At 65.7% G+C, this 20596-nt stretch carries 18 protein-coding genes; 1 reads left to right on the plus strand and 17 read right to left on the minus strand.

The genetic code is table 11. From position 1 onward, the window contains the following. Positions 1-207 precede the first annotated feature (207 nt). From KOM00_RS01080 to KOM00_RS01160, 17 genes are all read right to left on the minus strand, one after another. Positions 208-1176, minus strand: coding sequence for a transglycosylase domain-containing protein (locus KOM00_RS01080; RefSeq protein ID WP_216496985.1), 969 nt, complete (start codon positions 1174-1176; stop codon positions 208-210). A 13-nt stretch (positions 1177-1189) separates the two neighbouring features. Then, entirely contained in the window at positions 1190-2170 is a 981-nt protein-coding gene (pdxA, locus tag KOM00_RS01085) for a 4-hydroxythreonine-4-phosphate dehydrogenase PdxA (protein WP_216497195.1), read from the minus strand. Between the two features lie 306 nt (positions 2171-2476). Beyond that, positions 2477-3211 carry a glycine zipper family protein gene (locus tag KOM00_RS01090; RefSeq protein WP_216496986.1) on the minus strand — a complete coding sequence of 245 codons (735 nt, stop codon included), beginning with the start codon at positions 3209-3211 and terminating at the stop codon, positions 2477-2479. A 55-nt stretch (positions 3212-3266) separates the two neighbouring features. Further along, positions 3267-5474 carry an ATP-dependent helicase gene (locus tag KOM00_RS01095; RefSeq protein WP_216496987.1) on the minus strand — a complete coding sequence of 736 codons (2208 nt, stop codon included), beginning with the start codon at positions 5472-5474 and terminating at the stop codon, positions 3267-3269. A 94-nt stretch (positions 5475-5568) separates the two neighbouring features. Further along, positions 5569-6246 carry a response regulator gene (locus tag KOM00_RS01100; RefSeq protein ID WP_216496988.1) on the minus strand — a complete coding sequence of 226 codons (678 nt, stop codon included), beginning with the start codon at positions 6244-6246 and terminating at the stop codon, positions 5569-5571. 230 nt (positions 6247-6476) lie between these two features. Continuing rightward, on the minus strand, positions 6477-7388 hold the full coding sequence (locus KOM00_RS01105; protein ID WP_236026669.1) for an ATP-binding protein: 912 nt from the start codon (positions 7386-7388) through the stop codon (positions 6477-6479). Positions 7389-7510: 122 nt separating this feature from the next. Continuing rightward, positions 7511-9418 carry an anaerobic carbon-monoxide dehydrogenase catalytic subunit gene (cooS, locus tag KOM00_RS01110; protein ID WP_216496989.1) on the minus strand — a complete coding sequence of 636 codons (1908 nt, stop codon included), beginning with the start codon at positions 9416-9418 and terminating at the stop codon, positions 7511-7513. Continuing rightward, entirely contained in the window at positions 9415-9981 is a 567-nt protein-coding gene (locus tag KOM00_RS01115; RefSeq protein ID WP_216496990.1) for a 4Fe-4S dicluster domain-containing protein, read from the minus strand. The genes cooS and KOM00_RS01115 overlap by 4 nt, the downstream gene beginning before the upstream one ends. 131 nt (positions 9982-10112) lie before the next feature. Then, a complete protein-coding gene (gene hypA / locus KOM00_RS01120) occupies positions 10113-10517 on the minus strand; it encodes a hydrogenase maturation nickel metallochaperone HypA (RefSeq protein WP_216496991.1) in 405 nt (134 codons plus the stop codon). Between the two features lie 8 nt (positions 10518-10525). Continuing rightward, on the minus strand, positions 10526-11608 hold the full coding sequence (locus KOM00_RS01125) for a hydrogenase large subunit (protein WP_216496992.1): 1083 nt from the start codon (positions 11606-11608) through the stop codon (positions 10526-10528). After that, positions 11605-12135 (minus strand): NADH-quinone oxidoreductase subunit C, encoded by a 531-nt coding sequence (locus KOM00_RS01130; protein ID WP_216496993.1) that lies wholly within the window; start codon positions 12133-12135, stop codon positions 11605-11607. The genes KOM00_RS01125 and KOM00_RS01130 overlap by 4 nt, the downstream gene beginning before the upstream one ends. After that, a complete protein-coding gene (locus tag KOM00_RS21130) occupies positions 12132-13034 on the minus strand; it encodes an NADH-quinone oxidoreductase subunit B family protein (RefSeq protein WP_216496994.1) in 903 nt (300 codons plus the stop codon). Before KOM00_RS21130 ends, KOM00_RS01130 begins: the two co-directional genes overlap by 4 nt. Before the next feature lie 321 nt (positions 13035-13355). Next, positions 13356-14015 carry a Crp/Fnr family transcriptional regulator gene (locus KOM00_RS01140; protein WP_216496995.1) on the minus strand — a complete coding sequence of 220 codons (660 nt, stop codon included), beginning with the start codon at positions 14013-14015 and terminating at the stop codon, positions 13356-13358. A gap of 129 nt (positions 14016-14144) precedes the next feature. After that, positions 14145-14879 carry a LamG domain-containing protein gene (locus KOM00_RS01145; RefSeq protein WP_216496996.1) on the minus strand — a complete coding sequence of 245 codons (735 nt, stop codon included), beginning with the start codon at positions 14877-14879 and terminating at the stop codon, positions 14145-14147. 158 nt (positions 14880-15037) lie between these two features. After that, on the minus strand, positions 15038-16270 hold the full coding sequence (locus KOM00_RS01150) for a hypothetical protein (protein ID WP_216496997.1): 1233 nt from the start codon (positions 16268-16270) through the stop codon (positions 15038-15040). Between the two features lie 49 nt (positions 16271-16319). Further along, positions 16320-17678, minus strand: coding sequence for a sensor histidine kinase (locus KOM00_RS01155; protein ID WP_216496998.1), 1359 nt, complete (start codon positions 17676-17678; stop codon positions 16320-16322). Then, a complete protein-coding gene (locus tag KOM00_RS01160) occupies positions 17675-18355 on the minus strand; it encodes a response regulator transcription factor (RefSeq protein ID WP_216496999.1) in 681 nt (226 codons plus the stop codon). Before KOM00_RS01160 ends, KOM00_RS01155 begins: the two co-directional genes overlap by 4 nt. Before the next feature lie 343 nt (positions 18356-18698). Between KOM00_RS01160 and KOM00_RS01165 the strand changes: the two genes are divergently transcribed. Beyond that, a complete protein-coding gene (locus KOM00_RS01165; protein ID WP_216497000.1) occupies positions 18699-20426 on the plus strand; it encodes a response regulator in 1728 nt (575 codons plus the stop codon). The last annotated feature ends 170 nt before the right edge of the window (positions 20427-20596 follow it).

The raw sequence follows: 20596 nt of genomic DNA on the forward strand, positions 1-20596 counted from the left end.
CTGTCCCCTCGCCCCCTGGGAGAGGGGTAGGGGTGAGGGTTGTTGCCAGAAATGCTGCCGTGGCTGATCGCTGCACCCTCCCCCCGGCCCTCTCCCGGGGGGAGAGGGCCGGGGGCGGAAGTAGATTGGTGTGGGTTGGGGCGGAGCCTTGTAGTGGGCGGTTGCCTGGGCTTCTGGAGCCGGGTTGACCGGTCCGGCGGCACGGTCCTACTGCTTCTCCTGGGGCGCCCCTTCCTTCGCCGGGGCGGCACCGTCCTGCGGCTTCTCCGGTGCAGGTTCCGTTGCCGCCGGATGCTGCTCGGCCGGGGCGCCGGCGGGCTCGCCCTGCCCCTTGTCCGGTTCGGAGACAAGCCCCTGCGGGACGGTCGCGCTGGTGCGGTTGGCCATGACCTCGACCTGCTTGATGCTCTCGTCGACCTTCCTCTGCATCCGCCCGACGTTGGGCATCTCGGCCAGGGCCGCCTGGTACTCGCCGGAGGAGAGCACCCCCTTGTTGGCCAGGAGCTTGAGGATCATGTTGGAGCGCTTGAGCACCTTGTCCAGGTTCTTGTACGGGTTGTAGGCGACGCGCGGCCCCGGGAGCATGGCGGCCAGGAAGGCGCACTCGCGCGGGGTGAGCGCGGCCGGTGACTTGCCGAAGTAGTAGCGCGCACCGTGGCCGATGCCGTGCACCATGGGGCCCAGTTCGATCACGTTCAGGTAGAGTTCGATGATGCGCCCCTTGGTGAGCTCCTGCTCCATCCGCTTGGCCAGGTAGAGCTCCTTGGCCTTGCGGGTCAGGGTCTTTTCACGGGAGAGGAACAGGTTCTTGGCCACCTGCTGGGTGATGGTGGAGGCGCCGCGGGCGAAGCTCTGCTTCTCAAGGTCGTACTTGATCGCCTCTTTGATCGCCTTGACGTCGATCCCCTCGTGCTTGTAGAAGGAGGCGTCCTCGGCCAGGATCACCGCCCACTTCATCTCGGAAGGGATCTGCGACAGGGGGGCCCAGTAGCGGTTCTTGGGGCCGACCACCAACGGGTGGTAGTTCCCCTGCCAGTCCTTGACCTGGATGGTCAGGTTGGTCTTCTTGTCCTTGAGCGCGGTGACCGGCGGGAGGAAAAAGAGCGAGACGGAGACGTAGACCGCGTACACGGCGCAGAGACCGGCGCCCCAGATGAGGTATTTCTTCCATTTCATAGCAGCGGTTCCTTTACTGGTTTTCCTGCCCCGTCTGCGCCATCTGGGAAGCCATGACCAGGGCGGCCTTCATGCTGGCGGGGCTCGCCTTGCCGGTCCCGGCGAGGTCGTAGGCGGTGCCGTGGTCGACCGAGGTGCGGATGATGGGGAGGCCGAGGGTGACGTTCACCCCGTCGTCGAAGTGCAGAAGCTTGAGCGGGATGAGCCCCTGGTCGTGGTACATGCAGACCACCGCGTCGTAGCCACCCTGGGCCGCGAAGTGGAACAGGGTGTCCGCCGAGAGCGGTCCCACCGCGTCGATCCCCTCTTCCCGGGCCGCGGCCACGGCCGGTGCGATGATGCTGCTCTCCTCGTCGCCGAACATCCCCCCCTCGCCGCAGTGCGGGTTGAGCGCCAGCACGGCCAGGCGGGGAGACTTGCAGAACCAGCGGGAGAGCGAGTCGTGGGTGATCCTGATGGTGGAGAGGACCCGTTCGAAGGTGACCAGCTCGGGGACGCGGGAAAGCGCCTCGTGGATGGTGACCAGGGTGACCCTGAGGCGGTCCCCCGCCAGCATCATCACCACCTCCTGTCCGCCGGTCAGTTCGGCCAGCAGCTCCGTGTGCCCCGGAAAGCGGTGCCCGGCGCTGTTCAGCGACTCCTTGTTGATGGGAGCAGTCGCCATGGCCGCGGCAACCCCGTCCATGCAGAGCGTGGCCGCCTCGCAGATGTAGCGGTAGCAGGCGTCGCCACCGGCCGGGCCGGGCTTGCCAAAGACCATTTCCTCGGGGGCAAGGGTAGAGAGCTCGCGCAGGTAGAGGGTTCCGGGCAGCGGATCGGCCGGGGGTACCAGGTCCGGCGCCGAGACCACCGTGAGGTCGACCCCGGCCACGGCTATGCCGCGCTCTATGGCGGCGCGGTCGCCCAGCACCAGGGGGCGGCACAGTTTGGTGACGGCGGGGTCGGCGAGCGCCGCCGCGATGATCTCAGGGCCGATGCCGCTCGGGTCGCCCATGGTGACGGCTATGATCGGTTTTTCCAAACTTGGTCTCCTTCCAGCAGCTCCACGGCCCGGGCCAGCGCCCTCACCCGGCCTTCGGCCACCCTCTCCCGCCCCCGGACCATAGACCCTCGGTGGCGAGGGTAAAGAACCATCAGGGCACTTGCCCACAGCGGCGCGCCCGTCCCCCCCTCGCCCTCCGGGAGAGGGGCAGGGGTGAGGGATACCGCACAAACGAATAGGGGCCGGTGAGCCCCTATCCGCGTTTCAGCCAAGGGGGCAGGCAGCCGGCGGAGCCAGCCCCACCTGCGCCCCAGGCACCTATTTGCGCACGTTGAGCGGCAGGATCAGCTTCTGCACCAAGCCGGTCTCCCGCTCGCGCCACTGCAGCCTCAGCTCCTTGGCGCTCGGGGCCTCGCCCGGGAAGAAAACGAAACCGTTGGAGAGGCTGTCGGCCGGGATGGGCTTACCCTCCAACCCCTTGCTCCTCAGGTCGTCCGAGATACGGTTCTCGCGGTCGTTGGAGGTCCCCTCCTGGGTGCCGCCGATGACGGCGCCCCCTGCCGCACCGAGTGCGGCACCCTTGCCGAGCGACCCGGCCACGCTCCTGCCGGAAACGATCCCCAACGCCGCCCCGAGGACCGTGCCTGCCGCGGCCCCGAGCAGGGCACCCTTGCCGGCCCCCTTGCCGAAGAAGGAGGCGAACTGGGTCGAGCTCTCCAGCCGGTCGAAGGCCACCTTGTTGGTGACCATGGGCCAGTAGTTCCCCCCCTCGTCCACCAGGAAGGTCTGCCCGGCCATGAGCTCCAGGGTCTTGCCGCTCTTGTTGTCCATGACCAGCATGACCGGCAACAGCCCCGCTCCCTTGATGTCGAAGCCGAAGGCCTTCTCCGCCGCGTCCGGCGTCGCATACGCCTCACCGCCCAGCGAAACGCCCGACTGTTCCAGGTGGTTCTGGTACGCCTCGGGCGGCCTGAAGGAAACGTACTGGCTCTTGTAGTGGGTGCATCCGGAGAATAGCAGCATGGCTATCATGAAGACGGCTAGTTTTCTCATGGGTTGTCTCCTTGTTATTCTCATTAGTGACGGATACTAAACTATATACCGGTTTTCAGGCCCGCTCAAGCCCGGCGAAGCGCACCAGGAGCTTCTTCGGCCCCCCCAGGGAATTGAACCAGACGATCACCTTCTGGTTGTCCCCCTCCCCTTCTATCTTCCTGATGGTCCCCGGCCCGAACTGGGCGTGGCGCACCTTCATGCCGACCCAGATGCTGTCGTCCTCATCGTCGGGGACCATGCGCACCTCGTTGTCCTCGAACTCCGGCTCGATCTCGTCCTCGAACAGGGCGGCGAGGTTGTGGGAGGAGGCAGAAAAGTCGCGGGAGGGCTCGGGGCGCTGCCAAAGGTCGCCGCTGTCCAGGAGTTCCCTGGGGATGTCGGCGATGAAGCGGGCGGGGGCGTTCATCTGCTCCTGCCCGAAGATGTGGCGGCGGCGCACGTTCAGAAGGAACAGGCGCTTCTTGGCGCGGGTCATCCCCACGTAGCAGAGCCTTCTTTCCTCCTCCATCTGCTCCGGGTTCTCCAGGGCGCGCACGTGGGGGAAGAGCTTCTCCTCCATGCCGATCATGAAGACCAGCTGGAATTCCAGCCCCTTGGCCGAGTGCAGGGTCATCAGCGTGGCGGAGGATTTCTTCCCCTCCCCCTCGTGCTCCAGGTCGGAGACCAGCGCGACCCGCTCCAGGAAATCGGCCAGCCCGTGCTCGCCCGGCCCACTCTCGTAGGTCTGCATGGCGGTCACCAACTCCTGCAGGTTGTCGATCCGCTCCTGGGCCTCGTCGGTCCGCTGGGTCTTCAGGCGGGCGTAGTAGCCGGAATCGTTGATGACGGCGGCGGTGAGCTCGGACAACGGGAGCTTCTCGCTCAGGCTCTTGTACCCCTCCAACTCGTTGACGAAGGCGGCGACCTTGCCCCGGGCGGCGGCGGGGAGCAGCGGCCCGTAGGCCCCTTCCAGCATGGCGTCGTAGAAAGGGAGCCCCTTTTCGTTGGCGAAATCGGAGATCTTCTGGACCGTGGTGTTGCCGATGCCGCGCGGCGGCGTATTGATGATCCTCTTCACCGCCACGTCGTCGGAAGGGTTGTCCAGCACCTTCAGGTAGGCGAGGATGTCCTTCACCTCGAGCCTCGCATAGAAGCGCACGCCTCCGACCATGTGGTGCGGGATCTGGGCCCCGACCAGGGCCTCCTCGATGACGCGGGACTGGGCGTTGGTCCGGTAAAAGACAGCAACCTCGGAGAGATCGCCCCCTTCGGCGAGGAAACGTTCGACCTCCCGGCAGACGGTGCGCCCCTCCTCCCACTCGTTGGGGAGGGTCCGGTACACGATGCGCTCGCCCTCGGGGTTGTCGGTCCAGAGGCGCTTGGGCTTTCTCCCCCTGTTCTTCTGCACCACGTGCCAGGCGCCGTCCAGGATGGTCTTGGTGGAGCGGTAGTTCTGCTCCAGCTTCACCACCTTGACCCCGGGGAAATCCTTCTCGAATTCCAGGATGTTGCGGATATCCGCCCCGCGCCAGCCGTAGATGGACTGATCGTCGTCACCCACCACGCAAAGGTTCTGGCGGGCGCCGGCCAGAAGCTGGACCAGGCGGTACTGCACGGGGTTGGTGTCCTGGTACTCGTCCACCATGATCCAGCGCCAGCGCTGCAGGTACTTGTCCAGCACCTCCGGGTGCTCCTCGAAGAGCTGCACGGTCAAAAGGAGCAGGTCCCCGAAGTCGGCCGCGTTGCAGCGCTTCAGGCGTTCCTGGTAGCAGCGGTAGACCCGGGCCAGGGTCGCCTGGTAGGGGGAATCCGCCGGGACGTCGAAGGGGCTCATCCCCTGATTCTTGAACTCGTCGATCGCGCTCCCCAAGAGCTTCACCGGGTAGCGCTTCTCGTCAAGGTTCAGCTCGGCGGCGCAGTCCTTCAAAAGGCGCTCGCAGTCCTTGTCGTCGTAGATGGCGAAGTTCGAGTCGTAACCGAGGCTCTTGATGTCGCTTCTCAGGATGCGGGCGCAGGTGGAATGGAAGGTGGAGACGAGAGGAGCGTCCCCCTCCCCCAGCATGTGCTTGATGCGCTCGCGCATCTCGCCGGCGGCCTTGTTGGTGAAGGTTACGGCCAGGATCTGCCAGGGTGGGACTCCCCGCTCGTGGATGAGGTAGGCGATGCGGTGCACGATGACGCGCGTCTTGCCGGAGCCGGCGCCGGCAAGGACCAGCATTGGTCCCTCGCCGTGCAGCACCGCCTCCTGCTGGGGAGGGTTCAGATTGTGGAGCAGTTTCATGATTTTCCTTAAGACCTGCCGGGGCTTAGGCGCCGCGGGGTGCCGAGCGCCTATTTATACCACTTAGCCCCAGCCAGGTCAAAAGGGAATGTCGCTAGAGCCTTTCCAGCGACCGGGCCAGGGCGGAACGGATCGGCTTGGGGAGCAGGGCGAACTTCAGTCCAAGCCCCTTGGGCCGCAGCGCCGTCTTCTCGCCGGACCAGATCACCTTGCAGGGAGAATCCACCAGGGTGCCATCGGGAAGGGTAAAGGAGAGATTCACCACGTTGCCGGACTTGGCGGGGAGGTCGGTGACCACGTAAGTCCCGTCCACACCGAGGTCGTACAGGGTGCAGGAGGATGCCTCGCCGTTGAGCTGCAGGGTCCCGGACAGGCTGCAGGGGCGGCGCCTCTCGCGCCGGTCGATGCCGGGAATGAACTCCCGGGCGATCTCCAGGAAGCGGTCCCGCCCGGCAGGCTTGGTGAGGAAATAGTTGCAGCCGGCGGCAAGGCAGTCGTCCTTGTCCTGCTGCACCGACGTGGAGGAGATGATCACCACCGGGACGTCGGCGTGATCCGGATGAGAGCGGATGGCCCGGCAGCAGGCGGCCCCGTCCATGTTGGGCATCTGCAGGTCCATGAAGACCAGGGACGGCTTCTCGCTCTTGACCACCTCGAGAGCCTCCACGCCGTCGCGCGCCGTGACGATGTTCACATCGGTATGCTTGAAGAAATCCCTCTCGATTTCGAGGAACATCTGCAGGTCATCCACGAGCAGTATGGTGGGTTGCAAGGCGCACCTCCCTTCTTCCAGTTTCGAATATAGATTTTTTCGAATAAAATACGCTGTGGGGCCGGGCAAGTCAAGCCGCTGGTTGACCACCAACTCTTCGGCAGGTTTGGGCAGAAACTGAAAAAAAGCCGCGCATCGCTGCGCGGCCCTTCAGGTTGCCCCAATATTTTTCTTCCTGCAGTCCCCGTTCCCTTGCGGGAGGGGGAAGGGGGCGGGGGACTCCCCTGCCGTCACTTCCCCCGCAACGAGAGCAGGCGTTCCTTGATCTTCCGGACCTCACTGAGCGCCTGTGCGCTGAGCCGGTCCGGCGCGCAGTTCTCGCGGTCGGCGCGGCGCACCTCCTCGCAGAAGGAGATGGTCCCGAGCAGCTGCCGCGAAGGGATCTCCCCTTCGATAAGCCGCCGGTCCTCGTCGTCGCGCACCTTGCTTCCCACCACGAAGACCTCCTCGATACCGAGGTCGCCCGCCAACCGTTCGATCTGGCGGGCAGTCTGCAGGCTGCGCTGCCCCGGTTCCACAACGACCACCAGGGCGTCCACCGATTCGGCCGTCCGACGTCCCAGGTGCTCGAGTCCAGCCTCCATGTCCATGATCACCACCTCGTCACGCTCCAGGAGCAGGTGCCCCATCAGGCGCTTGACCAGGGTGCTTTCCGGGCAGGCGCATCCGCTCCCCCCCTGTTCCAGGGTCCCCATCCAGAGGAAACGGACGCCGTCGTGCTCCAGGCAGAACTGCTCCGGCAGGTCGCTCACCTTGGGATTCAGTTTGAAGAAGGAGCCGTAGCCCCCGCTGGCCCCGGTGCGCTCCTCCGCGAGTTCCTTCATGCGCGCCACCGGCTGCAGGCTTTCGGCGCGATCGGCTGGGATGCCGAGCGCCGCGGCCAGGTTGGCGTCCGGGTCGGCGTCGACGGCGAGCACCCTGGCGCCGTCGGCCGTAAAGGCGCGGCAAAGGAGGCTCGCGAATGTGGTCTTCCCCACGCCCCCCTTGCCGGTGATGGCGATCTTCAGTCCCGCTCCGCGCTGCGGCACCGCGTGGAGGCGGGGATGGTGATGGTCGTGACTGTGGTCGTGATGGTGATCATGCTCGTGATCGTGATCATGCTCATGGTCGTGGTCATGCGCGTGGTTGTGATGGTCGCACATAGTTCCTTCTCCCTCTTTCATGCAAACTTGCTGGTCATCCCCTCACCCTCCCGGCCTTCGCCCTCCGAAGGGCTATGGTCCGCGGGGGGGAGAGGGGGTGTGGACGCCGACGCCCTGCCCCGTTAAATCCCCAGTCCCTTCCTGCGCTCCTCGATCACCTCCAGGAGCTTGTCCGCGGCGAGGTTCGGGTCGAGCTCCACGAGGAAATACCCTCCGAGCAGATCCTTAGCGGTCTGCGTCAGGAGCTCGGTCACCTTGGCCGAGCCGGTCACCTGCGGCATGGTGCCCAGGTGAGTCGGAATGCCCAGCGCCACGCTCCAGGTGCCGATGGCGACCGCCTTCTCCGACATCGCCTCGGGCGCGGAGGCCACCAGCGGGAGCTGGTCGAGGTCGACGCCGAGCTTGTCGGCCACGGCCACCGCCACCTGTACGGCGCGGCTGTTGTCCACACAGGAGCCCATGTGCAGCACGAGCGGCAGCGGCCCGTTCAGCCCCGCCGAGGTGCCGATGGCGGTCATGACCCCCTTGAGCGATTCCCCGGCGTACTCCAGCGTCGCCTCCTGGGTCATCAGCCCGTGCTTCGCGAAGGAGCCGGCGCCGCAGCCGGTGGCGAGCATCAACACGTTGTTCGCCGCGAGCTTCTTGGCCATGGTCACGAAGCTGCTGTCCTGCGCCACCTGGGTCGAGTTGCACCCTGCAAAGAGGGCGATGCCGCGGATGTTGCCGTTGGCGATGTTCTCGATGAGCGGTTGGAGCGGGTCGGCGGCGTTCAAGGTCGCCAGCGCACCCACCACGGACTCCACGCCGAAGCCGACGATGGCGGTCTGTTTCACGTCCGGGATGTTCACCCGGCGCGGGTCGCGGCGCTTGTAGGCCTCGATCGCGGTAGCCACGATGCGACGGGCGCTCTCCAGGGCGGCCTCCTCCTTGAAGTCCACGTGGGTGGCCCCGGGAATCTTGTTCTCCGCCATGGTGGTGATCACGGCGGTGTGGAAACAGGCGCCGATCTCGCTCACCGAGGGCATGATGCACTGCACGTCGACCACCATGGCGTCCACCGCGCCGGTGACCAGCGCCAGCTCCTGGGAGAGGTAGTTCGCGGCCAGCGGGATGCCGTGTCGCACCATGACCTCGTTGCCGGTGCAGCAGATGCCGACGATGTTGATGCCGTCCTTGGCGCCCGCCTTGCGTGCCTCCTCGTCCATCTGCCCCGCGACCTCGCAGACCACCTCGCTCAGAAGGGGGTTGTGGCCGTGCACCGCGATGTTGACCGCGTCCGGCTTGATCACGCCGAGGTTGGCGGCGGTGACCACCGGGGTCGGTGAGCCGAAGAGGGCGTCGGAGAGCTCGGTCGCAAGGCACATGCCGTCGAAGTCGGCGAGCGCCCCCTTGATGCCCCCCAGGATCAGGTTGACCGGGTCGGCGTCGCATCCCACCAGGGTACGCCCCATGATCTGGGTGATCACGGCGTCGATGTTGTGCGGCAAGACGTGCAGGGCCTGCAGGCGCTCCAGGCGTTTCTTCGTGAGCGTCGCCTCGATCCAGTTGCAGGGGGCGTCGTGGTCCTGGTTCTGGAAGTCCTCCAGGGTCGCCTTGGCCACCGCAGCCGCGATGGCAGGTACGTCCTGCCCTTCGGTGCAGATGCCGAGCTTCGCCGCAACCGCGCGCAGCTTCGCCTCGTCACGGATCTGGTAGGCAGGGAGCCTTCCCTCGGCGACACCCTGCAGGGCGAGCGCCACGTGGCGGCCGTGCTCGGAGTGTCCCGCCGCACCGGCCGCGATCATGCGGATCACGTTCCTGGCCACGATGGTGTCGGCGTCGGCGCCGCAGATGCCGCGCTGGGGGCCGTCCCCGAACGGGTCGATGCGGCAGGGGCCCTTCCAGCAGATGCGGCAACAGACCCCGAGTTGGCCGAAGCCGCACTGCGGCTGCATGGCGCGGTGGCGGTCCCAGACGGTGGCAATCCCTTCTTTCTTGGCGATGGGCAACAGGGTCGCCGCGGACGGATCGGTGCTGAGCTTCATGGTCATATCCTTGCCTTCCTTGATTTGAGATGTTGTAGCGACTGGGCCAGCTCGGCGGCCCGCGCCTCGATGAGGGTCTGACGGTACTCTTCCAGGTCGATGAGCGAGAGCGCCTTGGTCGGGCAACCCTCGACACAGGCCGGTACGTCGCGCCCGGTGCCGGCGCAGAGATCGCACTTACGCGCGATACCACCGTTGGTGCGGAAGCTCTCCGGATCGCTCCCCTCGTGCTTCACGCTTATCGCGCCGAATGGGCAGACCATGACGCAGACCTTGCACCCGACGCAGTTCTTCTCGCGTACACCGACCTGCCCGCTTTCCTGGAGCATGGCGCCGGTGGGGCAGGCCGCGGCGCAGGGGGCGTCCTCGCACTGGCGGCACTGCACCGGCATCATGACACCCCCCGCCGCCACCACCTTGTTGCGCGGCCTCAGGGTGAGCCCCGAGAGCGCCGCCTGGTGCAGCCCGCTCCCGGAATGGGCCACGGCGCAGGCCAACTCGCAGCCGTGACAGCCGAGACAGCGCTCGGGGTCGGCAAATACGATGGCATTTTCACGTTGTCGCTTCATTGTGATCTCCTTTGCATGTCCTTATTACACAAGCTCTTCCGCCCGCTCTCGTCCACATCCCCTCTCCCTCCGGGAGAGGGCCAGGGTGAGGGCGCCTGCAGTAGCACTCTCCTCACTTCGTGGCGCCCCCCTCACCCGGCCTGCGGCCACCCTCTCCCGGAGGGCGAGGGAGAAACCATCGGCCGATCCGGATTAATGTTCGCCTCCAGGCTCTCCAGGTACAGTTCCCTGCCGCCGGTCATCTCGACGTCGCCTCCGGCGCAGCAGGGACAGATAAAGTTGAAATTTACGATCCTGAAGCGTTCCCCGCAGCCACGGCAGCGGCCGGCAAGGGGCACCTCCTCGATCTCCAGCTCTGCCCCTTCGGCCACGGTCCCCTGTGCCACCACCTCGAAGCAGGCGGCAAGGGTCATCGGCTCCACCGCCGCCAGCTCCCCCACCTTCAGGCGCACCTTGGAGATGGACTCGATGCCGCGCACTGCCACCTGCTCGTTGATGATTTCGAAAAGCCCCGTCACCAGGGTGATCTCGTGCATGGCGCCCCCTAGCGGTCCGTGCAGGCGATGCAGGGATCGATGCTGTTCACGATGAGCGGGATGTTCCCGACCGGCTCACCCTTGAGCATCACCTTGAGGGCGTCCCAGTTCATGTAGGAGGGGACGCGCCACTTGAGCCGCACCGGGAAGTCCGAGCCATCGGTCCTCAGGTAGTACATGAGCTCGCCGCGCGGCGCCTCTGATTTGGCGATGGCCTCCCCGGCCGGGATCTCGGGGAGGTTGTCGGCGCAGAGCGGGCCCGCGGGGAGTTGCGCCAGGCACTGCTCGATGAGGGAGACCGACTGCCGCGCCTCAGCTAGCCGCACCAGGTTGCGCGCCCGGACGTCCCCTGCCGTTTGCGAAGGCACCTCGAACTTGAGCCGGTCGTAGGCACCGTAGGGGCTCTTCTTGCGCACGTCGTAGTCGATGCCGCAGGCCCTGGCCACCGGCCCCACCACGGCGCACTCGACCGCCGCCTCGCGCGGCAGCACCCCCACCCACGCCATGCGGGCCATGAGCGCCGGGTTGTTGCCGAACTGCAGGTAGAGCTCGTCCAGCGGCCTTTTCATCTCCTCCATCGCCCCGGCGAGGTAGGCTGCGGCCTCGGGGGTGAGATCGTAGCGCACGCCGCCGATCACGTTCGCGGCCAGGTCCATCCGGTTGCCGTAGATCGCCTCCTTGGCGCGCTGCATGATCTCGCGAACCTCCATGATGCGCCTGAAGAGGGGGGTCTCGCCGATCGCGTTGGCCTGCACCGCGCAGCAGAAAAGATGCGAGGCGATGCGCTTGATCTCGTCGGCCACGGCGCGCAGGTACTCGGCCCGCTCCGGAATGGCGATGCCCGCCACCTCCTCGACGGCCGCGCAGAAGGTGCTCGGGTGGCTGTTGGAACAAAGCGAGCAGAGCCGCTCCAGGAGGGTGATGTTCTGGTAGAGGTTTCGGCGCATCACCAGGTGCTCCATGCCGCGGTGCACCTGTCCCGGCAGGACGTCCAGGTCGGCCACCCGGTCCCCTTCCAGCTTCACCCGGAAATACATGGGCTCTTCGAGGGCCAACTGGTGCGCCCCCAGTTCGATGATTTTCGTGGTCATGCGTCCTCCCGTTCGCCCGCCAGCACCTTGTCCCAGAGGGCCTTGCCGGTCGCCGCGTTGGTGAAAGTCGAATAGGGGACCAGGCGCTCGAAGGGGGCGTGGGGCAGGGTGTGGTCGAGGAACAGGCGCCTCGGGTCGGGGTGCCCCACCACCTGGACGTCATAGAGTTCCATCAGCTCCCGCTCCTGCCAGTCGCAGTTGCGAAAGATCGGGGTGAGGGAGGGAACGCGCGCCCACTCCAGGGGGAGCACCACGGTGAGGGTGAGGGTGGCGCCGTCCAGGTCGAAGTGGTAGGCGATTTCGCGCTCTCCCTTCTCCTTGGCCCGTTCCGGGAGGTAGGGGGTGACCATCGCAAGGCGCCCCTCCAGTTCCGCCACGGCGCGGGCCGCCGGGAGCAGCGCCTCGCCGCAGGGGAGGCGGCACCAGCCGGTCAGGACGCCCTTGCGGTCCCGGCGCCACAGCACGTTTATTTCTTCGCCCGCTGCCATCGCCAGCGCGGCGGCAACGTTGGTCGTCAAATCAGTCATCGTCTGGGCACTCCTATGCTCATCAACTGCCGGCAGGCCGGGCAGAGGTTTTTGAGCTTCTCGATCTCGGGGTTGGGGCGGCGGAAGGCGGCGTGCAGGAGCTGCGGGGCGGTGGGGATGATGGCCTCGCCGCAGCCGGTGCAGGGTGCGTAAGGAACCTCGCCCCGCTCGATCTGGGTGAAAGCATCGGCAGCGCGGTGGTCGAGGCGCCAGTCGCCGGTGACGGAAAGGGCGCCGGTGGGGCAGTAGTGGCTGCACAGGCCGCAGAAGACGCAGCTGTTGTGCCAGAGGGTCAGGCGGACGCCACCGTCTCCCGCCTCGAAGCGGATAGCTCCCGCCGCGCAGACGTGGCGGCACATGCGGCAGTCCACGCAGGCCTTGGCGTCGTAGCTCATCCTGCCGCGGGCGGGGAAGTTATCGGTTCCATGATGCTTCCGGTGATCGGGGTTTCGGGCCGGCTCCTCGCCATCGCGCCGGGCCCGTCGGATCTCCAGCGCTGCGCCGATTCCCGCCAACAAGGCCTGGGGGCGCGGCGGGCAGCCCGGGATGTTCACGTCCACCGGCAGGTGACGCTCGATCGGACCGTCCACCGCGTAGCTGTCGCGGAAGACGCCACCGGACACCGGGCAAACGCCCACAGCGACGGTTACCTTGTCCCGTGGCGCCTGCGCGTAGAGCCGCAGCACTTCGTCCCTGGCGCGGATGGTGAGTGGGCCGGTGATGAGGACGATGTCCGCCTCGTGCGCCGATTCTGTGTAGCGGCAGCCCAGTTGCTCCACGTCGAATTCGGTCACCGCCGAGGTCACCGCCAGTTCCACGTCGCAGCCGTTGCAGGACCCGGTGTTGATGCGGAACAGCCGCACCGGCCCGACTGCCGTTTCTTCTACCTCGATGTGCATCGCGCTCTCCCCGTTGCAGACAAGTTGCAGCATGGGCGGCAATGTAGGTGAAAAACGGGTGGCGGTCTGTCGGGCAGCCGACAGTTATGTTTTTTTCGGGATTAATTATGACCTCCCGCCAGTCCCCTCTCCCGGAGGGGGAGGGGGGCGGACGGTGGGTGGAGAGGTGTCGCGAAGCGGAAGCATCACAGATTGCAACGCCCTCACCCCGGCTCTCTCCCGGGGGGAGAGGGGGATATTGGATGCCCGGAGAAGTTCTGCTGCAAAGGGGCTGTTTGTCTGGGGAAAGCGGCTGGAGAAAAGACGGCCGCAGCCGCGGCGTTACGGGGTTTCCTTCAACGTCTTAAACGCGGCGAGGTCCTTGATGAGGAGGGTCTTGCGGTCGATCTTCACAAGGAGGTCGGTCTTGATGAAGTCGTTGATGATCTGCGAGATGGTCTGGCGCGTGGTGCCGACCAGGAGGGCGATATCTTCGGTACCGAGGCCCAACTGCACCACGGTCCCTTCCGGGGTCATCCGTCCCCTGTCGGCCGCCGCCCCGAGCAGGAAGTCCACCAGGCGCAGCCGGACGTCCTTGAAGGCGAGCCCCTCGATGGTCTGGATGGAGTTCTGCAGCAGCTCGCCGAGCACCTTGACCATGGTGAGCGAAAGCTCCGGGCGGCGGGCGAGCGCCCGCCCGAAAGTCGCGGTGCTGCAGACCAGGATCTCCGTCCCCTCCAGGGCCTGCACGAAAGCGGGGGTATGGGTGCTGAAGACATCGCCCCTTTCCAGCAGCGCGAGCGTGAATTCCTTGTCCTCGTAGGCGAGGTAGATGCGGAGCCGGCCGCTTCTCACCACGAACACGAGGTTCTTCTCCTCGAAGGGGGAATAGACGAGGGTCTTTTTGGCGTAGTGGCGCGGGGTAAAGTTGGCCTGGAAGTCGGGGTCGGCGTGGAATAGTGCGAGGAGGTCTGCGTCGGAAAGCTTCATCTTGTTCGGCATCGATATCTCCTCCAGGAGAGTTACCGGCGCATTATGAAGCAGGTGGTGCGCAAAAGGCAAGGTGGGCAGCGCCGGCGATGCGTATACACCGGCGCCGCCACCTCAGCCTTCCAACAGCCATGCGGCAGGTCATTTTTCCGAGACGGTGAACTTGTCGAAGAAAACGTAGGAATCGGCCTTCGACCATAGACCGATGCGGCCGTTGACCGGTTCGGTCCAGGCCTGGTCCACATACTTGACCCCGTCCAGGTATCCCAGGATCCTTTTCCCTTCCAGCACCAGTTTGAGATCGTGCCACTGGCCGGACGGGACCGGCACCTTGCCGGCCCACTGCACCGTGGCGCGCCGTCCCTGCTCCATCCGGAACAGGACCAGGTTGTCCTCCAGCGCGTTGGCGCGCAACAACAGGTAATCGCCGTTGGGCTTGATATCGAAGGCAATCCCCGCGGCCTGGTCTATCCTGCCGCTCACCCCCTTGAAGGCCACCTCGATGCTCCCGCCACGGAAGCTTTTCACGTCGTTGCAGACCGACAGCGGAAAGTAACGGTAGCGCTCCAGCCCGGCCAGGAATTCCGCGGAACCCGCTCCGTAGAGCGCCTTCGCCTTGCCTGCGCCCCCCGGAGCCATTACACCCTGCTCCCAGTTCCGACCATCCACCGCGTAGACGGGGCGGGAGCCGTCCCGGTCAACGTGCCACGTCCCGACCAGTGCGCTGAAACTCCGCGCCTCGGCTCCCGGTGCCTCCCTGGCAAAACCGATCTGCTGCGCCCCCTTGGCCAGGGCCGGTAACGCCGCCGCGACCATTGCCAGCGCCGCCACCACACACATCACGATCTTCCTGCCGCTTCTCTTTACCTGGCTCATCTTTCAGCACTCCTGCCGGCACTCATGCGTTGCCGTCGTTTTTCGGCGCGCCCAGCAACCTGCCCAGGCGTCCTCCCCCCGGAGGGGGGAGGGGCGGTGGAACACGCGCGGCGTCGCTGACAATCGACCGTTTACAGCGGGTATTGCTCCTCAGCTCGTCAGCTCTTCTTGATCTTCAATACCAGGGTGGCCCCGTTCATGTCGGTCTGATCGTCGGTGAAGGAGCGGTTGTTGTAACGGTTCAGGTCGTAGATCAGACGCGCTTTCACGGTGTAATCGCCGGAAGGGAGTGCGGGTGTCCAGGTGAGGATGCGCTCCTCGCCGGCCCTGATGATCGCCTCGTGCGGCCCCTGCGCATCGGCCTGGCTCGCCGCCACCGCATCGGGCCGCTTCTTGTCCTCTTCCAGGAACTTCCTGTCGTCCGGCCGGGGACCGTAGGAGGGGGCGAACATCCATTCCCTGGTCGCCACCGGCTTGCCCATCGGGTCCAGGACCGTGATGTTCAGGTACACGGCGCGACGGTTGGAGCCGGTCGGAACCGAGTGCCCGGCGCCGATGTTGATCAGGTGGAAGGCGAGATCAGGTTTACCCTCGGTCGGCTGGCTGATCACCATGCTGAGCGCGCTCGCCAGACGCTGCTGGGAACGCCCGCCGGTCCACAGGTGCCGCGCCACGGGGCGCTCGGGGTTGTCGAACTCCTCGGCAACCTTACGCATGGTACGCGGCATGTGGCAGTCCTGGCACTGCTGCTTGCCCAGCCCCGGCTTGAAGAAGTCCTCGCGCCACTCAAGGAAGGTCTGGGTCTGCTTGCCGACCGCCCGCTTGCCCATGCTGTGGCAGTAGGCGCACATGGCCGAGGTCTGAATGGCGGGATCGGCCACCGTCTGGTGCGGTGCGGTGACGGCATGGGCGGAACGGATCTTCCCTTCCGGTGTGAGGTGGCAGCTCGCACAGGTGATGCCGACTGCCTCCTTCTCCTTGCCGCGCGCCTTGGGCTTGGTCATCTCGACCACGTTGATGTCGGGGATGGCAAATGGCTCCGGGTAGTGGCAAGCGTTGCAGGAGCGTCCCTCCTCCTCTGCCTCCCGGGCATGCACCGGGTACCGTTCGGCCCCGGCGAAGGCGTGGGCGGTAGCCGTTGCCGAAACCCCTGCCGGCATCGGTATCGCCTCCCCTTCCTTCTGAGGGATGGTGGTCGGCTGGTAGTGCAGGTCGCTGCCAAAACCGAAGGCGAACTCGCGGTAAATGGCCTTGTGGCAACCGCCGCAGGTCTCGGAGGGCGTGGCGGTTCCCTGCGGGAAGTCCATCCCCCCCGCGGCAGCGGCCAGCGCCGCACCGGCCAACAGCATGACAATGGCTCCCGTGCATCCTGATACGATGGCTCTCTTCATTTTTCCTCCGTAGCGGCTGCGCCGCCTTTTTTACCCCGTCCAGGGTGATTTATACCAGCGGGAACAGAATGGTGAACCTGCAGCCCTGCCCCGCCTCGCTCTCCAATTGGATCCTGCCGCCGTTGAGCTCCACCGCCTGCCGCGTGATGGCAAGGCCGAGCCCCGCCCCCCCCTGCTCGCGCGATCGTCCGGGGTCGGCACGGTAGAAGCGGTCGAAGATCAGCTCCTGGTGCTCCCTCGCTATCCCCGGCCCCTGATCCTGCACCTCGAGGGCGGCTTCGCCCCGCTCCGTCCGGTACACGCGCAGGTCGATGCGTCCCGGCGGCGAGTACTTCACCGCGTTGTCCAGCAGGTTGATCAGCGCCTGGCGCAGCATCTCCGGGTTCACCATGGCGCAGACCCCAGCTCCTGCCTCCAGCTCGATCACCTGCCCCTTTTCCTCCGCCAGTACGCCGATCATGTCCACGGCATCCGCCGCCATCTCGGCGAGGTCCACCCGCACCCGTGTCACCGTGAGCCCCCCCGCGTCGCCGCGGCTCAAGGTCAGCAGGCAGTCTACCAGCTTGGTGAGCCGGTCGGTCTCCTCCAGCATGCTGGCGATCACCTCGCGACAGCCGGCGGCGTCCAGTTCCCGCTGCAGCCCAACCTCCCCCACGCTCCTGAGGGCGGTGAGCGGCGTGCGCAGTTCGTGGGAAGCATCAGCGCTAAAGCGTCGTAACCTCTCGAAGGAATCCTCCAGCCGCGCGAAGGTGCCGTTCAGCATCTGCGCCAGGCGGCCGAACTCGTCGCCGGGATTGTCCACGGGGAGCCGCTCGGACAGCCGCTCCGCCGTGATGGCGCCCGCCAGCGCCGTGATCTCCTCAATCGGGTTGAGCACCCGACCCGCCAGGAAGTAGCCGCCCGCTACCGCCAGCACCACGGCTATGGGAATGCCGAAGAGCAGGATCATCCCGATGCTTTCCAGGCTCGTTCTCAGTGTCTGTTCGCTCTCGGCTACGGCGACCACCCGACTCTGCCCCGCCCCCGGCAAGACGACGCTCCTGATCCGGAAGGCCTGCCCGCTGTGCGAGCGCCAGGAGCGTCCCGGGCCGTGCGGCAGCCCCGCCAGCGCCTTTTCCAGCACCTCCCGGCTCCAGCCCGGGGTCTCCGCGACCACCTCGTTTCCCTGGCTTACCTGGAAAAATTCCACTGAGCCGTGCTGCGCCAGCTCGTTGATTTCAAAGGGTTCCTCGCGCAGCACCCGGCTCACCGTCGCGAGGTCGCGTTCCAGTTGCGCATCCACCTCGCGCAGCAGGCTGGAGCGGACGAAGAGATAGATACCCAGCGCGAAGGCAACGACGATGGCGGCAAGTGCCGCGGCGTACCAGATGGCCAAGCGCACCCGTATGCTGCGCGGCCTGAGGGTCATTCCCCTTCCTCCATGGTGAAACCGAGTCCTCGGACCGTCTTGAGCAGCTTGCGCTCGAACGGGCCGTCCACCTTGCGCCTGAGCCGCGCGATGTGCACGTCGATCACGTTGTCGAGCGGGGTCGAACGCTCCTTCACCTGCCAGACGTCCCGCGACAGCATCTCCCGGGTCACCACGTTGCCCCGGTTGCGCAGAAGGTACTCAAGAAGCTGGAATTCCTTCACGGTCAGATCGATCCCCTCGCCGTCGCGTTTCACCTTCCGCCCCACCAAGTCCATCTCCAGCCCCCCCAGCGAAAGCTGCACCTGGGCCTCCTTCTTTTCCCGGCGCAGTATGAGCCGGATGCGGGCCAGGAGCTCCGGAAAGGCAAACGGCTTCACCAGGTACTCGTCCGCGCCGCTATCCAACCCCAGCACGCGGTCCTCGATCGAGTCGCGTGCGGTCAGGATCAGCACCGGCGTATCGAAGCCGCGCTTTCTCATGGTGGTGAGGATCTCCAGCCCGTCGCGCCCGGGGAGCATCAGGTCGAGGAGCACCAGGTCGAAGGCACCGGCGCTCAGCTGGAAGAAACCTTCTTCACCGCTGTAGGCCACGCTGACCCGGTACTGCTCGGCCTCCAGCCCGGCCTTGAGGGCATCGGCCACCTTCTTCTCGTCCTCTATCACCAACACGTGCATGTGCACCTCTTGAAGTGTTTGCAGTATCTGCCAAATCCTGTGTCGCGCTCAACTGAAGTTGTTCTGACAAAGAAGTCAGAATTGCTGTCAGAGTTCTCCCCACAATGAGCTCGTCTGCCCGTGAGGCAACAGCAGAAGTTAAGCACCCCAAACGCAATATGCAACGGCCGCCACGAGGATTGAACGGCCGGAAAAGAGAAACTGATGCACCATGACGGCTCCTTTTGCACCTGCGCCGCCGCTGCGGGCAGGAAACAGGGCTGATTCCATCCAATCAGTTGCTTGTGGCAGTCGCCATTTTTGTTAATATCCACCAATGTGCTTTCTTGACCGGGAGATCTGCATGGGCGCGGGACGAGACATACTGATCGTCGACGACAACGAGGTGGTGACCGATGTCCTGGTCGACCTGTTCCGCAAGGAAGGGTACGACAGCGCAGGTGTCGCCAGCGGCGAGGAATGCCTGGAAGAGCTGCGCCGGGCAGGCTACAAGCTGGTCATGCTGGACGTGCGCCTCCCGGGCATCGGCGGCATAGAGGTCCTGCGCGCCATCGCGGACGACCATCCCTGGACCGATGTGATCATCATGACCAGTCACGTGTCGCTGGAGACCGCGGTCCAGGCCCTGCGGCTGGGAGCCCAGGACTACCTGTTCAAGCCCTTCGACGACCTCGAGATGGTAGTGGCCACGGTGAACAGGGCCCTGGAGCGCCGCCGCCTGCTGGAGGCGCACGACCACCTGGTGCGCACTCTGACCGAGCTCGCCATCGAAAACACCCGCATCATGGCGGAACTGCGCTCGGCGAACAGCGACCTGGAGGAAAAGGTCGCCCAGCGCACCGCGGAGATCTCCAAGGCGAACCTGCAGCAAAAGGCGATCATCGCCGAACTCAGGGAGGCCAAGGAGGCGGCCGAGGCGGCCAACCGCGCGAAGTCGCAGTTTCTCGCCAACATGAGCCACGAGATCCGCACCCCGATGAACGGCGTGCTGGGGATGGCTGAACTGCTGCTGCACACCGAGCTGAACCAGAAACAGCGTGGCTACGTCGAGATGCTGCACCAGTCGGGCGAGTCGCTTTTGGGCATCATCAACGACATCCTCAACATCTCCAAGATCGAGGCGGGGAAGCTGGAGATCGAGAAAATCCCCTTCGACCTGCACGAGACGGTGCGGGGGGCCGTGGAGCTGTACCACGAGGTGGGGCGCCGCAAGGGGGTGGCGGTGGAGCTGCATATCGCCGCCGACGTCCCCCGCCGCGCCCTGGGTGACCCGAACCGCCTGCGCCAGGTGCTGCTCAACATCGTCAACAACGGCCTGAAGTTCACCGAGAAGGGTTCCGTTCAGGTCAGGGCTTCCCTGGTCGAGAAAAGCGGCAACGGCCACTACGTCGGCTTCGAGGTGAGGGACACCGGCATCGGCATCCCCCCCGAGGCCATGCCGACCATCTTCGAACTGTTCACCCAGGTCGACGGTTCGACGACCCGCAAGTACGGGGGAACCGGTCTCGGGTTGGCCATAGCCAAGCAACTGGTGGAATTGATGGGGGGAGAAATCGGGGTGGAAAGCGAGCCGGGGCGCGGTTCCGTGTTCACCTTCATCGTCTACCTGCACGCCCCCCCCGAGGCCGCGACCGAGGACGAGGACCTTCCTATAGAGCTGGAGAACCCGTTGGAGGATCCCCCCTGCCAAGCGCGGTTCGACGCGCGCGTGCTCCTGGCCGAGGATAACCCGGTCAACTGCGAGGTGGCCCACGCCATGATGACCGCCCTGGGCTGCCAGGTGGACGTGGCCCAGAACGGGAGCCAGGCGGTATCGGCCCTGGCGCGCAAGGCCTACGACCTGGTTTTCATGGACTGCCAGATGCCGGAGCTGGACGGCTACGAGGCCACCCGCGCCATCAGGGAGCAGGAGCGCGGCTCCGGCAGGCACACGCCTATCATCGCGCTCACCGCCCATGCCATGGCCGGATCGCGTGAATGCTGCCTGAGCGCCGGCATGGACGACTTTCTCAGCAAGCCCTTCAACCTGGCACAGCTCCAGGAACTGATCGAAAGGTGGACCACGACGTAAGCAGTTTCCCCACGAAGCGCCACACCTCAAAGACAAATCCCCCCTGTCCCCCCTTCGCAAAGGGGGGAACGTATTGGCTTTACCCTGATCTCCCGGCACGCCGCCCCCCCTCGGGGTCTCCAGCCAGACCCTTTAAGAAAACAGTTCTCTGACTACTCACCATCTTGCCG

This window comes from Geomonas diazotrophica (genome assembly GCF_018919385.1).
Classification (GTDB): domain Bacteria; phylum Desulfobacterota; class Desulfuromonadia; order Geobacterales; family Geobacteraceae; genus Geomonas; species Geomonas diazotrophica.

Bases quoted from the DNA above. Each gene is read 5' to 3' on its own strand.
- KOM00_RS01080 (WP_216496985.1), bottom strand. From the start codon at position 1,176: ATGAAATGGAAGAAATACCTCATCTGGGGCGCCGGTCTCTGCGCCGTG.
- pdxA (WP_216497195.1), bottom strand. From the start codon at position 2,170: ATGGGCGACCCGAGCGGCATCGGCCCTGAGATCATCGCGGCGGCGCTC.
- KOM00_RS01090 (WP_216496986.1), bottom strand. From the start codon at position 3,211: ATGAGAAAACTAGCCGTCTTCATGATAGCCATGCTGCTATTCTCCGGA.
- KOM00_RS01095 (WP_216496987.1), bottom strand. From the start codon at position 5,474: ATGAAACTGCTCCACAATCTGAACCCTCCCCAGCAGGAGGCGGTGCTG.
- KOM00_RS01105 (WP_236026669.1), bottom strand. From the start codon at position 7,388: ATGTGCGACCATCACAACCACGCGCATGACCACGACCATGAGCATGAT.
- cooS (WP_216496989.1), bottom strand. From the start codon at position 9,418: ATGACCATGAAGCTCAGCACCGATCCGTCCGCGGCGACCCTGTTGCCC.
- KOM00_RS01115 (WP_216496990.1), bottom strand. From the start codon at position 9,981: ATGAAGCGACAACGTGAAAATGCCATCGTATTTGCCGACCCCGAGCGC.
- hypA (WP_216496991.1), bottom strand. From the start codon at position 10,517: ATGCACGAGATCACCCTGGTGACGGGGCTTTTCGAAATCATCAACGAG.
- KOM00_RS01125 (WP_216496992.1), bottom strand. From the start codon at position 11,608: ATGACCACGAAAATCATCGAACTGGGGGCGCACCAGTTGGCCCTCGAA.
- KOM00_RS01130 (WP_216496993.1), bottom strand. From the start codon at position 12,135: ATGACTGATTTGACGACCAACGTTGCCGCCGCGCTGGCGATGGCAGCG.
- KOM00_RS21130 (WP_216496994.1), bottom strand. From the start codon at position 13,034: ATGCACATCGAGGTAGAAGAAACGGCAGTCGGGCCGGTGCGGCTGTTC.
- KOM00_RS01140 (WP_216496995.1), bottom strand. From the start codon at position 14,015: ATGCCGAACAAGATGAAGCTTTCCGACGCAGACCTCCTCGCACTATTC.
- KOM00_RS01145 (WP_216496996.1), bottom strand. From the start codon at position 14,879: ATGAGCCAGGTAAAGAGAAGCGGCAGGAAGATCGTGATGTGTGTGGTG.
- KOM00_RS01150 (WP_216496997.1), bottom strand. From the start codon at position 16,270: ATGAAGAGAGCCATCGTATCAGGATGCACGGGAGCCATTGTCATGCTG.
- KOM00_RS01155 (WP_216496998.1), bottom strand. From the start codon at position 17,678: ATGACCCTCAGGCCGCGCAGCATACGGGTGCGCTTGGCCATCTGGTAC.
- KOM00_RS01160 (WP_216496999.1), bottom strand. From the start codon at position 18,355: ATGCACGTGTTGGTGATAGAGGACGAGAAGAAGGTGGCCGATGCCCTC.
- KOM00_RS01165 (WP_216497000.1), top strand. From the start codon at position 18,699: ATGGGCGCGGGACGAGACATACTGATCGTCGACGACAACGAGGTGGTG.